Raw genomic sequence first — 13,376 nt, 5'->3', positions numbered from 1 at the left:
AGGATGTCGCCCCTTTTTTCGCAATGAAGGGAGGATGAGATGAAGAGCAGGACTGAACACGACAGCTTCGGCGCGATCGCCGTGCCGGCCGATCGGCTGTGGGGAGCCCAGACCCAGCGCTCCCTGCAACACTTCGACATCTCCGGCGAGCGCCAGCCGATGGCGCTGATCCACGCCCTGGCCCGCATCAAGTCGGCCTGTGCCCGGGTCAACCACGCCAACGGACTGCTGCCCGCCCGCACGGCGCAGGCCATCATGAGCGCCGCCGACGAGATCCTGTGCGGCCAGCATGATGAAGAGTTCCCGCTGCGGGTATGGCAGACCGGCTCCGGCACCCAGACCAACATGAACCTCAACGAGGTGCTGGCCAACCGGGCCAGCGAGCTGCTCGGCGGCACTCGTGGCGAGGGGCGGCTGGTGCACCCCAACGACGAGGTGAACAAGAGCCAGTCGAGCAATGACGTCTTCCCGAGCGCCATGAACCTGGCGGCCGTCACGGCCATCACCGGGCACCTGTTGCCCGCCCTGACCACCCTGCGCACTACCCTGGCCGGCAAGGCGGCGGCCTTCGACGACATCGTCAAGATAGGCCGCACCCATCTGCAGGATGCCACCCCGCTCACCCTGGGGCAGGAGTTCTCCGGCTGGGTCGCCCAGCTCCAGCAGGGAGAGCGCCATATCCGGGCCGCCCTGCCCCATCTGTGCGAGCTGGCGCTGGGGGGCACTGCCGTCGGCACCGGCCTCAACACCCCGCCCAGCTTCGCCGACGCGGTGGCCGCCACCCTGGCCGAGCAGACCGGGCTGCCGCTGGTGAGCGCCCCCAACAAGTTCGAGGCGCTGGCGGCGAGCGATGCCCTGGTGCATGGCCACGGCGCCCTCAAGACCCTGGCCGCCTCCCTCATGAAGATCGCCAACGACGTGCGCTGGCTGGCGAGCGGCCCCCGCTGCGGGCTGGGAGAGCTGCTCATCCCGGAAAACGAGCCAGGTTCATCCATCATGCCCGGCAAGGTCAACCCGACCCAGTGCGAGGCGCTCACCATGCTGTGCGCCCAGGTGATGGGCAACGACGTCGCCATCAACATCGGCGGCGCCAGCGGCAACTTCGAGCTCAACGTGTTCAGGCCGATGATCGCCCACAACTTCCTGCAGAGCGTGCGGCTGCTGGCGGACGGCATGCAGAGCTTCCACGACCACTGCGCCGTCGGCATCACCCCGAACCAGCCCCGCATCGACGAGCTGCTGGCCCGCTCCCTGATGCTGGTGACGGCACTCAACCCCCATATCGGCTATGACAAGGCGGCAGAGATCGCCAAGCGGGCCCACCATGAGGGGCTCAGTCTGCGGGAGGCGGCCATCGCCTCCGGCCACCTGACGGCGCAGCAGTTCGATGCCTGGGTGGTGCCGGCCGATATGGTGGGTCGGCGCGGCGGCTGAGCCAGCCCGGAGGGAAACATGAGATAAAAAAGAAGCCGGACTGCGCCGGCTTCTTTTTTCATCGATGAGTCAGGGTTTGGCAAGCTTGCTCAGGGCATCCAGCTCGCGCTGGGCGGCCAGCAGCTTGGTCTGGGCCTCTTCCAGCTTGGCCTGCTTCTTGGCGATCTTGTCGGGCTTGCCCGTCACCCTGGCGTTTTGCAGCTCGACCAACCGTTCGTTGACCTGCTCCTTGAGCTCGGCCACCCGCTGCTGCTGCTCCTTGAACAGGCCGGCGTCGGTGCAGTGAGTCTCGATATTGCGCAGGGCCCGCTCCAGCCCGGCGACCTGATCCGCATTGCCGTGCGCCTTGGCAAACACCAGCTGATCCTTGACGGCCTGCTGGCGCGCCTTGCAGCCAACGGCCTCACTGCCATAGGCCTGGCCGGCCAACAGCAGCATGCTCATTCCGATAACCTTCCACATAACGACCTCGTTCCCCTGTCATGTTTGATGGCCGCCTATCAGACCGTACTCGGCCGGCCGGGTCAAGGCGCGGGCAAACCGCTACGACAGAGTTTGTGCGACATCACGCCAACCGGGTGCCGATGGGCCTACAATGGCTACTTTCATGAAGGAGTCTGTTATGAATCAAGAGATTGTCATCATCGCCAACGGCGCCCCCTATGGCAGCGAATCCCTGTTCAATGCCCTGCGCCTGGCCATCGCCCTGCGCGAACAGGGCGGTGCCAACCTGAAACTGTTTCTGATGTCCGATGCGGTCAGCGCCGCACTGGCGGGCCAGGCCCCGGCCGAGGGCTACAACCTGCGCCAGATGCTGGAGATCCTGCTGGCTCAGGGGATCAGCATCCGCCTTTGCAAGACCTGTACCGATGCCCGTGGCATCACGGCGCTGCCGCTCATCGAGGGGATCGAGATCGGCACCCTGCCGCTGCTGGCCCAGTGGACACTGGCGGCCGACAAGGTGTTGACCTTCTAGCAGTGCGAGAACCAGGCGCAGGCGTTGATCCGCAACAATCCTGCGCCATTTGAAAACCTGCCTTGGGCTGTTAATGTCTACACTGTCAGTTAGATAACAACGTGCGCGCTTTCATTTTCGTTCAGGGAACTGCCATGAATCCAACCGAACAGACTCTGCTGGAACAAATGCGGATCACCGAGTTCGAAATCGCCCATCGCAAGGAGCTGTTGCTGCTGGATGAGCAGGATTTCGCCCTGCTCGCCAGCTACCGTCCCAAAATCGAGCCCCACATCGACGCCCTGGTCGACAAGTTTTACACCCTGCAGACCGGGATAACCGAAATTGCTCTATTGATCGGCGACGCCGATACCCTCACCCGGCTGCGGGCCGCCCAGCGCCGCTATATTCTCGACCTGTTCAGCGGCCTGTATGACCTGGAATACGTCAACAACCGGCTGCGGATCGGACTGGTGCACAAGCGGATCGGGGTGGAACCCAAGCTCTATCTGGCCGCCATCAACACCCTCAAGGGGCTGCTCATCGAGGATATCTTCGCCCAGATCCCCGATGAGCAGGAGCGGGTCACCATGCTGACCGCCCTCGACAAGCTGTTCCTGTTCGACATCACCCTGGTGTTCGAGACCTATATTCGCAGCCTGGTGTCGGAGATCGAGTCCTCCAAGGAGAAATCGGAGATCTACGCCAAGGCACTGGAGGAGAAGGTACGCGAGCGCACCCAGCAGCTGGAGGAGATGAGTCGGACCGATGCCCTCACCGGCCTGCTCAGCGTGCGCCATCTGCAGGAGAACCTGACTCGCACCCTGCGTACTTGCCAGCGCCGCTCAGAGCCGGTGGTCATCGCCTATCTCGACATCGACGACTTCAAGCAGATCAACGACAGCCAGGGCCATCAGCGCGGGGACGAGATCCTGCGCATCGTCGGCGACTGCATTCGCAAGGTCTCACGGGCGGAGGATTGCTGTTTCCGTTACGGCGGGGACGAGTTCTGCCTGATCCTGCCCAACTGCAACGAGGAGCAGGCCAGAGACGTCTACCTGCAGCGGCTGACCAACGCGCTGGCCGAGCAGATCAGTGACGTCACCCTCAGCATCGGTCTGGTGCAGACCGGGCCGGTCCAGTTCGACGAGGGCAACAGCCTGATCCGGCTGGCCGACGAGCGCATGTATGCCGCCAAGAAGGCGATGAAGCAGGTCAACCAGAACAGTACCCACTGAGGTTCAATCCTGCCTGACCCGAATCCGTTCCGGGCGCGCAATGCGGGCGCCCCACTCATAGAGCAGGAAGGTAAACAGGCAGAGCACCGCCATCAGCACGTAGAGCGCCTGACCGCCCCACTCGGCAAGGATCCAGCCCCCCAGCAAGGCACCGATGGCACTACCCAGCCCGGCCAGCGCACCGGCACCGAAGTAGCTCCCCTTCAGGTGCGGAGGCGACATCTGATCGATCAGCACGTTGAGCAGCGGAAACAGTATGGTCTCCCCCAGGCTCAGCATCAGTACCGCCCCGACCCAGTGCGACCACTGCTGCGGATCCCCCAGCGCAAACAGCACCTGAGCCCCCAGAAACAGAGTGATACCGACCTGCAGGCGCACCTTGCCCGGCCAGCGGGCCAGGAGGTGCAGCAAGGGGAACTGCAGCAGTACCACGGTCAGGGCGTTGGTGGCTACCAGAAGGGCGATGAGGCTCGCCACCTCTGGCGTCCCGGCCCGGGTCAGGTACTGCACCAACGGTGAGTGGAACTGGGAATAGACCAGGTTCATCAACAGGTTGGCCAGCACCAGCAGCAAGAAGCCCCGGTCCAGCCACAATACCTTGATGGCCGCACGCAGGCCCAGCTCGCTGCCGTGGGTCGTCACTACCCTGCTTTGCGCAAATCCCCAGAGGAAGGCAGCCCCCAGCAATAGATAGCTGCTACTCAGCAGCAGGAAGGTCTGCTGCTGAGCACTGATGCCGAGGGTCACCCCCAGCAGGGGGCCGAGAGCCGCCCCCAGGTTGAGCAGGAAGTAGCGCAGGTGCAACGCCAGCTCGCGCGCCTTGGCCGAAGCCAGGCTGTCGGCCATCAGCGCCTTGCCGGGCGCATCGATGAGCCCGGAGGAGAGGCCGCTGCCGAGCACCCCGAGTCCGAGCCACAGCACCGAATGGGAGAAGCCGAGCAGGCCGTAGCAGAGCACCGAGACCAGACAACCCGCCAGCAGGATGTTGCGCCGCCCCAGCTTGTCGGACAGCCAGCCGCCATAGAAGCTGACCAGGGTGGAGATGGCCGCAGTCGCCCCCAGCATGGCGCCAATGGCAGTCGCCGAGAGGCCATACTCGCGATAGAGCAAGATGGAGAGAAACGGCCAAACCATGTAATAGCTGGTGCGCACCATGAAGGTGCCCAGGATCACGGTCCAGACCAGGGGAGGAAACTGCCTGAGGAGGGCCCACGACATCACACTGCTCCTTGTTGCCCGTCGCACGGGAAGCCTTTCGTTATAACAAGAGGTCTCAAAAGAGACAACATCAAGCCGCAAATATAAAAAAAGCCGACCCTGAGGTCGGCTTTTTCACGGCTCGGCGGCTTATTCGGCGGCCGGCTCTTCGACGGCGGCAACAGCCGGCTCGGCGGCGGCTTCGGTCGGGGCGTTCGCTTCCTTGATGGAGAGACGCACGCGGCCCTGACGGTCCACTTCCAGTACCTTCACCTTCACCACGTCACCGATCTTCAGATAGTCGGCCACGTTCTGCACGCGTGCATCGGTGATCTGGGAGATGTGCACCAGACCATCCTTGCCCGGCAGGATGTTGACGAAGGCACCGAAGTCGGCCAGACGTACAACCTTGCCTTCGTAGATGCGGTTCACTTCGATCTCGGCGGTGATGGCCTCGATACGGCGGATCGCTTCCTTGGCGGCATCACCGTCAACGGCGGCGATGCGGACGGTACCGTCATCATCCAGCTCGATGTTGGTGCCGGTCTCTTCGGTCAGGGCACGGATCACGGAGCCACCTTTACCGATGACGTCCTTGATCTTCTCCGGGTTGATCTTGATGGTGTGGATGCGCGGGGCGAAATCGGAGATCTCGGCACGCGGTGCCTGGATGGCTTCGTCCATCACTTTCAGGATGTGCAGGCGAGCACCACGAGCTTGCTTCAGGGCAATCTCCATGATCTCTTTGGTGATGCCTTCAATCTTGATGTCCATCTGCAGCGCGGTCACACCTTCGGTGGTACCGGCAACCTTGAAGTCCATGTCGCCCAGGTGATCTTCGTCACCCAGGATGTCGGACAGCACGACGAAACCTTCTTCTTCCTTCACCAGACCCATGGCGATACCGGCAACGGAGGCCTTGATCGGCACACCGGCGTCCATCAGCGCCAGGGAGGAACCACAGACGGAGGCCATGGAGGAGGAACCGTTGGATTCGGTGATTTCAGAGACCACGCGTACCACGTACGGGAACTCGTCGGCGCTCGGCATCACGGCAGCAACGCCGCGCTTGGCCAGACGACCGTGACCGATTTCACGACGTTTCGGGCTACCCATCATGCCGGTCTCACCGACGCAGTATGGCGGGAAGTTGTAGTGCAGCATGAAGCGATCGGCACGGTTGCCGGTCAGCTCGTCGATGTTCTGGGCGTCACGCTCGGTGCCCAGGGTGGCAACGACCATGGCCTGAGTCTCACCACGGGTGAACAGGGCGGAGCCGTGGGCACGCGGCAGTACGCCGGTGGCGACGGACAGGGCGCGGATCATCTCCGGATCGCGACCATCGATGCGCGGCTCGCCACGGACGACGCGACCACGGACGATGCGGCTTTCCAGGCTGTGGAACTCTTCGCCGATCTTCTTGGCATCTTCTTCCACGCCGGAAGCGATGACTTGCTCAACCACGCGAGCCTTGATGGCACCGATGGTTTCGTAACGCACGGCTTTCTCGGTGATGCGGTAGGCTTCACCCAGCTCAGCTGTCGCCAGCTCGGCAACCTTGGCTTTCAGCGCTTCGTTGACGGCAGGAGCAGTCCAGTTCCACGGCTTGGTGCCGACGTCGGCAGCGAATTCGTTGATGGCGTTGATAACGGCCTGCATCTGTTCGTGACCGAACACCACGGCACCCAGCATCACCTCTTCGGAGAGGATGGCCGCTTCGGATTCAACCATCAGCACGGCGTTGGCGGTACCGGCAACGACCAGGTCCAGATCGCTCTGCGGCAGTTCGGTAGTGGTCGGGTTCAGCACGTACTGACCGTTCATGTAACCCACGCGGGCTGCACCGATCGGGCCGCCGAACGGGATACCGGAGATGGCCAGCGCCGCGGAGGCACCGATCATGGCAACGATGTCGGGAGAAACGGCCGGGTTCACGGACATGACGGTGGCAACCACCTGAACCTCATTGAGGAAGCCTTCCGGGAACAGCGGACGAATAGGACGGTCGATCAGACGGGAGATCAGGGTCTCGCCTTCGCTCGGACGGCCTTCACGACGGAAGAAACCACCCGGGATACGACCAGCAGCATAGGTACGCTCCTGGTAGTTGACGGTCAGCGGGAAGAAATCACGGCCGTGATCGGCCTCTTTCTTGCCAACTACGGTCACAAATACGCAGGTATCGTCCATGCTGACCATGACGGCCGCAGTGGCTTGACGGGCCATCACTCCGGTTTCCAGAGTGACGGTGTGTTGACCGTACTGGAATGACTTTACAATAGGATTCACGTGAATTTCCTTTTTACAATTTGGCGCTTTAAATTCGCGTGCAAGTATACTTGATTCGATGCAAAAGGTAAGCAGCGACACAAATTCTGTGAGGGCGGCAACAGCCTGACGCGCAATAAAAAAGGGGAACCCGGAGGTTCCCCTTTTTCGCGAAATCTGATGGTCGATTAACGACGCAGACCCAGCTTGGCGATCAGAGCAGCGTAACGCTGAACGTCTTTACGCTTCAGGTAGTCCAGCAGCTTACGACGCTGGGAAACCATGCGCAGCAGACCGCGACGACCGTGGTGATCCTTGGAGTGCTCCTTGAAGTGACCTTGCAGATGGTTGATCTGGGCAGTCAGCAGGGCAACTTGCACTTCGGGGGAGCCAGTGTCGTTGGCGCAACGAGCGTTGTCAGCAACGATTTGAGCTTTGATCTCAGCATTTAGAGACATGGTATTACTCCAGTAGAGTGTTTAAAGGTTCACAGCCAATCTCTAATTCAGCCGTGAAATGAGGGCGGTATCATAATCGTCCCCGTCACTTTTCGCAACGGGAAAGAGCCACAACAGCCAACACGCGACGATACCGCCTGAGGATCACTCCTCGTCGTGTTCGTCGTGATAACGCACCAGACGCTTGGGCGCCACGCGCCCCTCGTCGTCGATCTCGCCCACGCCGATGAACTCGCGCTCCGGACCGACCGTCATGCGCACCTGACCGCTTTGCGGCGCTCCGGCAACCTGCACGGCCTGGCCCTGGTTCACATAGGCGGCCACGGCGGCCAGCATGTTCACCTCGGGCAGGCTTGCCACGGCGGTGTCCATCGGCAGCAGCAGCGGATCCAGCTGCTCGCGCGGCGGAATGCTTTCGGCCTTGGCCTGCTCGAAGATGCACTCGAGCTGTTCCAGGGTCAGCATCCGCTCATAGGGGTAGCTGGCCACCTGGGTTCGGCGCAACTGGGTGACGTGCGCGCCACAGCCCAGCACCTCCCCCAGATCGTCCACCAGGGAGCGGATGTAGGTACCCTTGCTGCAGTGCACCTCCAGCTTGACCTCATCCCCTTCAAAGCTGATGAGCTTGAGCTCGAACACCGTGATGGGGCGGGCTTCCCGCTCGATCTCGATACCTTCACGGGCGTACTCGTAGAGCGGGCGACCGTTGTGCTTGAGGGCGGAGTACATGGACGGCACCTGCATGATGGGGCCGCGGAACTGGTCCAGCGACTCGATCAGGGTACCCACGGCCACGTTCACCGGCCGGGTGGAGACCACCTCGCCATCGGAGTCGCTGGTATTGGTGCGCTCGCCCAGCTTGGCGGTCACCTCGTAGCGCTTGTCCGCTTCCAGCAGATACTGGGAGAACTTGGTGGCTTCGCCGAGGCAGATCGGCAGCATGCCGGTTGCCAGCGGGTCCAGGGCGCCGGTGTGGCCGGCCTTGGCGGCGTTGTAGATCCGCTTGACCTTCTGCAACACATCGTTGGAGGTCAGCCCGGTCGGCTTGTCCAGCAGCAGGATACCGTGCACGTCACGGCCCTTGAAACGACGTCTACGAGACATCTCAGGCGTTATCCTCAGTAGTTTCATCCGGCGCGGCATCGTCTTCTTCACGACCGGATTCGGCCATGCGACGCTTGTCTTCACGGATGGTGTTGGTCACCAGGTTGGAGAGACGCATCCCCTCGACCAGGGTCTGGTCGTAGAAGAAACGCAGCTCGGGCACCACGCGCAGACGCATGGCGCTGCCCAGCAGGCTGCGGATGTAGCCAGCGGCTTCCGTCAGCGCCTTGAGCCCTTCCTTGATGCGTTCGGCATCATTTTCCAGCTGCAAGAAGGTGACATACACCTTGGCGTAATTGAGGTCACGGGACACTTCCACATCGGAAACGGTCACCATGCCGATGCGCGGATCCTTGACCTCGCGCTGCAGAATGAGCGCGATTTCACGCTGGATCTGCTGTCCGACCCGACGGGTCCGGCTAAATTCTCTGGCCATATTCTATCCTGCGATAAAAGGGGGCCGCGGCCCCCTATTTAATCTGACTCCAGCCTTACAGAGTCCGTTGAATTTCAACGGTCTCATAAACTTCGATCTGGTCGCCTTCGCGTACGTCGTTGTAGTTCTTGACCGCGATACCACATTCGTAGCCGTTCTTGACTTCGTTGACGTCATCCTTGAAGCGACGCAGGGATTCCAGCTCGCCTTCATAGATAACCACGTTGTCGCGCAGAACGCGAATACGGTTGGAACGCTTGACCACACCCTCGGTGACCATACAGCCGGCCACGGCACCAAACTTCGGTGACTTGAACACGCTGCGCACTTCGGCCAGACCGATGATTTCCTGACGGTACTCGGGGGCCAGCATGCCGCTCATGGCCTGCTTCACTTCGTCGATCAGGTCATAGATGACGGAGTAGTAACGCAGATCCAGGCTCTCGGCCTCGATGACCTTGCGTGCAGAGGCATCGGCACGGACGTTGAAGCCGACCAGGATGGCGCTGGACGCGGCAGCCAGGGTAGCGTCGGTCTCGGTGATACCACCCACGCCGGAACCCACGATCTTCACCTTCACTTCGTCGGTGGAGAGCTTGACCAGGGCATCGCAGATCGCTTCCACGGAACCCTGTACGTCGGCCTTGATCACCACGTTCACTTCGGACACTTCGCCCTCGGTCATGTTGGCGAACATGTTTTCCAGCTTGGCCTTCTGCTGGCGGGCCAGCTTGACTTCGCGGAACTTGCCTTGACGATAGAGCGCCACTTCACGGGCTTTCTTCTCGTCACGCACGACGGTGGCTTCGTCACCGGCAGAGGGAACGCCGGACAGGCCGAGGATTTCCACCGGCAGGGACGGACCCGCTTCCTTGATCTCGCGACCCAGCTCGTCACGCATGGCACGGACACGACCATATTCCAGGCCGCACAGCACGATGTCGCCCTGACGCAGGGTGCCTTCTTGTACCAGAACGGTAGCAACCGGGCCACGCCCCTTGTCCAGGAAGGACTCGATCACGACGCCGTTGGCCATGCCGTCAACCACCGCTTTCAGCTCCAGTACTTCGGACTGGATCAGGATGGCTTCCAGCAGGTCATCGATGCCCTGGCCGGATTTGGCGGAGACATGGACGAACTGGCAATCGCCACCCCAGTCTTCGGACATGACGTTGTAACGGGCCAGCTCGGTCTTGACGCGATCCGGATCCGCTTCCGGCTTGTCGATCTTGTTGACCGCCACCACCAAGGGCACTTCAGCGGCCTTGGCGTGCTGGATGGCTTCGATGGTTTGCGGCATCACGCCATCATCGGCAGCAACGACCAGCACCACGATATCGGTCGCCTTGGCACCACGAGCACGCATGGAGGTAAACGCCGCGTGACCCGGGGTATCCAGGAAGGTGATCATGCCACTGTCGGTTTCGACGTGATAAGCACCGATATGCTGGGTAATACCACCGGCTTCGCCCGCGGCAACCTTGGCTTTACGGATGTAGTCCAGCAGCGAGGTCTTGCCGTGGTCGACGTGACCCATGATGGTCACGACCGGCGCGCGCGGCTTGGCTTCGGAGGTCTCGTCACGATCGGACAGTACCGCCTCTTCCAGCTCGTTCTCGCGACGCAGCACCACCTTGTGACCCATCTCCTCGGCGACCAGCTGAGCGGTCTCCTGGTCGATCACCTGGTTGATGGTGGCCATGGCACCCATCTTCATCATCACCTTGATGACTTCAACGCCCTTGACGGCCATCTTGTTGGCCAGGTCGGCCACAGTGATGGTCTCGCCGATCACCACATCGCGGTTCACCGCGGCAGCCGGCTTGTTGAAGCCGTGCTTCATGGCGTTCGGAGTGGCAACCTTGCCACGCTTGCCCTTGCGAGCACGCGGGTTGCGCGCATCGCGATCGTCTTCACGACGACCGGCCTTTTTCGGGCCCTTGGCAGCAGCGGCAGTGCGGCGGCTGGTCTCTTCCTTACGATCCAACTCATCTTCAGCCGCCTGAGCGTGCTTGTTGGTGGTCAGATGGTAATCGCTGCTCTCTTTGGCGCGAGCGGCTTCTTCTTCAGCCCAGCGGGCTGCGTTCTGTTCCGCCATGACACGAGCCTCTTCGGCTTTCTTCGCGGCGAGTTCCTCAGCCTTGGTCAAGGCTGCTTGTTCTTGTTGGCGCTTCAGTTCTTCTGCTTCGCGCTTGGCCATCTTTTCTGCCTCTTGCTGAGCTGTGCTACCGGCTGCTTTGGCGGGCTGTTGAGCCTGTCGAGCCTTTTGTTGTGCCTCGATCCGCGCCTTTTCCTCAGCTTCACGACGAGCCTGCTCAGCCTCACGGCGAGCCTTCTCTTCAGCGTCGAGACGGGCCTTCTCTTCGGCCTCGCGACGAGCTTTTTCTTCTGCTTCCAAACGCGCTGTTTCCTCGGCTTCCGCCTGGCGCTGTTCATCTTCCAGCGCCGAACGTCTTACATAGGTGCGAGACTTGCGCACTTCTACCTGCACTTCCTTGTTCTTGCCGCCAGTCCCCTGAACACTGATGGTGCTCTTGGTCTTGCGCTGCAAGGTCATGCGGGCAGGTGCGGCGACCTCGTCACCTCCATGCTGTTTCTTCAGATGGGCCAGCAGTGTCTGTTTCTCAGACTCGCTGACCATGTCGTCGGCCTTGCTCTTGCTGATACCGGCATCGACAAACTGCTGGAGAAGACGATCAACCGGTGTGTCGATGTCAGTGGCAAGTTGTTTGACTGATACTTCTGCCATTCATTTTCCTCCGTTTGATCTTACTCAGACTGCTCTTCTCCGAACCAACAGATATTACGAGCAGCCATAATCAGCTCACCGGCTTTCTCTGCCGTCAGCCCTTCAATATCAGCAAGGTCATCGATGCCTTGCTCTGCCAAATCTTCCAGGGTACCGATGCCGCGAGCGGCCAGTGCGTACGCCATTTCACGGCCAAGGCCGTTCAGATTGAGCAGTTCTTCGGAAGGCTCTACACCTTCAAAGGATTCTTCTTTGGCCAAAGCCTTGGTGGTCAGAGCATCCTTGGCGCGTTTGCGCAGCTCTTCCACCATGTCTTCGTCCAGGCCATCAATGGCCAGCAGCTCGTTGACCGGCACGAAGGCGATCTCTTCCAGAGTGGAGAAACCCTCTTCCATCAACAGGCTGGCGAAATCGTCATCGATGTCCAGAGTGCTGGTGAACAGCGTCAGGATGCGGTCGTTCTCGGCCTGGTGCTTGGCACGCATGTCCTCGACGGTCATCACGTTCAGCTCCCAACCGGTCAGCTGGGAAGCCAGACGCACGTTCTGACCGTTGCGACCGATGGCCTGGGCCAGGTTGGCGGCTTCCACGGCGATGTCCATGGTGTGGTTGTCTTCATCAACGATGATGGAGGCCACATCGGCAGGCGCCATGGCATTGATCACGTACTGGGCCGGGTTGTCATCGTACAGCACGATGTCGGCGCGCTCGCCGCTCAGCTCGGCGGAGACCGCCTGAACGCGGGCACCGCGCATGCCGATACAAGCACCGATCGGGTCGATACGACGATCGTTGGTCTTCACCGCGATCTTGGCGCGGGAACCCGGATCACGGGCTGCGCCCATGATTTCGATCATTTCTTCACCGATTTCCGGTACTTCGATGCGGAACAGCTCTTTCAGGAAGTCCGGGCTGGAACGGCTGACGAACAGCTGGGAACCACGGGCTTCCGGACGCACGGCGTAGAGCAGACCACGGATGCGGTCACCCGGGCGGAAGGTCTCGCGCGGCAGCATGTCGTCGCGGAAGATCACGGCTTCGGCGTTGCTGCCCAGATCCAGGATCACGTTGTCGCGGTTGCTCTTCTTGACCACGCCGCTGATGATGGTGCCTTCCTTGTCCTTGAACTGGTCAACGACCTGGGAACGCTCGGCTTCGCGCACTTTCTGCACGATGACCTGCTTGGCAGTCTGAGTGGTGATGCGGTCGAAGGTGACAGAGTCGATCTGATCTTCGACGTATTCACCGATCTGGATTTCTGGCTGCTCGATCTGGGCAGCTTCCAGGGTAATCTCGGCGTAGGGGTTTTCCATCGCAGCTTGATCTGCAATGACCACCCAGCGGCGATAAGTGTCGTAGTCACCGGTCTTGCGATCGATCTCGACCCGAACTTCAATCTCGCCTTCGTATTTTTTCTTGGTCGCTGTCGCCAACGCGGTTTCCAGAGCCTGGAAAATCTTCTCGCGGGGTACCGCCTTCTCGTTGGAAACTGCGTCAACGACCAGCAAAATCTCTTTATTCATATCCGATAGCCTCG

11 protein-coding genes are annotated in these 13,376 nt (G+C 61.1%); 3 read left to right on the top strand and 8 right to left on the bottom strand.

Features of this window, described 5'->3' with window-relative positions:
- Positions 1-39: 39 nt before the first annotated feature.
- Positions 40-1,434 (top strand): class II fumarate hydratase, encoded by a 1,395-nt coding sequence (fumC, locus tag PG881_RS00780; RefSeq protein ID WP_270797766.1) that lies wholly within the window; start codon positions 40-42, stop codon positions 1,432-1,434.
- Between the two features lie 69 nt (positions 1,435-1,503).
- On the opposite strand, the gene PG881_RS00775 is transcribed toward fumC, so the two are convergent.
- The gene (locus PG881_RS00775) at positions 1,504-1,878 is read right to left on the bottom strand and encodes a DUF1090 domain-containing protein (RefSeq protein ID WP_045789162.1); all 375 of its coding nucleotides are present in this window, start codon (positions 1,876-1,878) and stop codon (positions 1,504-1,506) included.
- Positions 1,879-2,056: 178 nt separating this feature from the next.
- Here PG881_RS00775 and PG881_RS00770 point away from each other — a divergent pair, with 178 nt between their 5' ends.
- Both PG881_RS00770 and PG881_RS00765 read left to right on the top strand, forming a co-directional pair.
- Positions 2,057-2,410: a DsrE/DsrF/TusD sulfur relay family protein gene (locus tag PG881_RS00770; RefSeq protein WP_011707068.1), complete on the top strand. Its 354-nt coding sequence runs from the start codon at positions 2,057-2,059 to the stop codon at positions 2,408-2,410.
- Between the two features lie 134 nt (positions 2,411-2,544).
- On the top strand, positions 2,545-3,627 hold the full coding sequence (locus PG881_RS00765; protein WP_270797760.1) for a protoglobin domain-containing protein: 1,083 nt from the start codon (positions 2,545-2,547) through the stop codon (positions 3,625-3,627).
- 3 nt (positions 3,628-3,630) lie between these two features.
- On the opposite strand, the gene PG881_RS00760 is transcribed toward PG881_RS00765, so the two are convergent.
- From PG881_RS00760 to nusA, 7 genes are all read right to left on the bottom strand, one after another.
- Positions 3,631-4,872, bottom strand: coding sequence for an MFS transporter (locus PG881_RS00760; RefSeq protein WP_333563418.1), 1,242 nt, complete (start codon positions 4,870-4,872; stop codon positions 3,631-3,633).
- A gap of 102 nt (positions 4,873-4,974) precedes the next feature.
- Positions 4,975-7,113 (bottom strand): polyribonucleotide nucleotidyltransferase, encoded by a 2,139-nt coding sequence (gene pnp / locus PG881_RS00755; RefSeq protein ID WP_011707071.1) that lies wholly within the window; start codon positions 7,111-7,113, stop codon positions 4,975-4,977.
- Positions 7,114-7,280: 167 nt separating this feature from the next.
- The gene (rpsO, locus tag PG881_RS00750; protein ID WP_005298162.1) at positions 7,281-7,550 is read right to left on the bottom strand and encodes a 30S ribosomal protein S15; all 270 of its coding nucleotides are present in this window, start codon (positions 7,548-7,550) and stop codon (positions 7,281-7,283) included.
- A gap of 144 nt (positions 7,551-7,694) precedes the next feature.
- Entirely contained in the window at positions 7,695-8,654 is a 960-nt protein-coding gene (gene truB / locus PG881_RS00745) for a tRNA pseudouridine(55) synthase TruB (protein WP_016351717.1), read from the bottom strand.
- A gap of 1 nt (position 8,655) precedes the next feature.
- Positions 8,656-9,090 (bottom strand): 30S ribosome-binding factor RbfA, encoded by a 435-nt coding sequence (gene rbfA, locus PG881_RS00740; RefSeq protein WP_011707073.1) that lies wholly within the window; start codon positions 9,088-9,090, stop codon positions 8,656-8,658.
- Between the two features lie 55 nt (positions 9,091-9,145).
- Positions 9,146-11,839, bottom strand: a complete 2,694-nt coding sequence (gene infB, locus PG881_RS00735) for a translation initiation factor IF-2 (protein ID WP_016351718.1) — start codon at positions 11,837-11,839, stop codon at positions 9,146-9,148.
- A 20-nt stretch (positions 11,840-11,859) separates the two neighbouring features.
- On the bottom strand, positions 11,860-13,362 hold the full coding sequence (gene nusA, locus PG881_RS00730; protein WP_011707075.1) for a transcription termination factor NusA: 1,503 nt from the start codon (positions 13,360-13,362) through the stop codon (positions 11,860-11,862).
- Positions 13,363-13,376: the final 14 nt, after the last annotated feature.

Origin of the sequence: Aeromonas sp. QDB54, assembly GCF_027707385.1 — a bacterium.
Classification (GTDB): domain Bacteria; phylum Pseudomonadota; class Gammaproteobacteria; order Enterobacterales; family Aeromonadaceae; genus Aeromonas; species Aeromonas hydrophila.
Note: the sequence above shows the minus strand (reverse complement) of the source record. Positions and strands in the feature narration are given on the sequence as shown.

What these genes read in the sequence shown, in the direction of transcription:
- PG881_RS00775 (WP_045789162.1), bottom strand. Translation starts at nt 1,878, where the DNA reads ATGAGCATGCTGCTGTTGGCCGGCCAGGCCTATGGCAGTGAGGCCGTT.
- PG881_RS00770 (WP_011707068.1), top strand. Translation starts at nt 2,057, where the DNA reads ATGAATCAAGAGATTGTCATCATCGCCAACGGCGCCCCCTATGGCAGC.
- nusA (WP_011707075.1), bottom strand. Translation starts at nt 13,362, where the DNA reads ATGAATAAAGAGATTTTGCTGGTCGTTGACGCAGTTTCCAACGAGAAG.
- rbfA (WP_011707073.1), bottom strand. Translation starts at nt 9,090, where the DNA reads ATGGCCAGAGAATTTAGCCGGACCCGTCGGGTCGGACAGCAGATCCAG.
- truB (WP_016351717.1), bottom strand. Translation starts at nt 8,654, where the DNA reads ATGTCTCGTAGACGTCGTTTCAAGGGCCGTGACGTGCACGGTATCCTG.
- fumC (WP_270797766.1), top strand. Translation starts at nt 40, where the DNA reads ATGAAGAGCAGGACTGAACACGACAGCTTCGGCGCGATCGCCGTGCCG.
- infB (WP_016351718.1), bottom strand. Translation starts at nt 11,839, where the DNA reads ATGGCAGAAGTATCAGTCAAACAACTTGCCACTGACATCGACACACCG.
- PG881_RS00765 (WP_270797760.1), top strand. Translation starts at nt 2,545, where the DNA reads ATGAATCCAACCGAACAGACTCTGCTGGAACAAATGCGGATCACCGAG.
- rpsO (WP_005298162.1), bottom strand. Translation starts at nt 7,550, where the DNA reads ATGTCTCTAAATGCTGAGATCAAAGCTCAAATCGTTGCTGACAACGCT.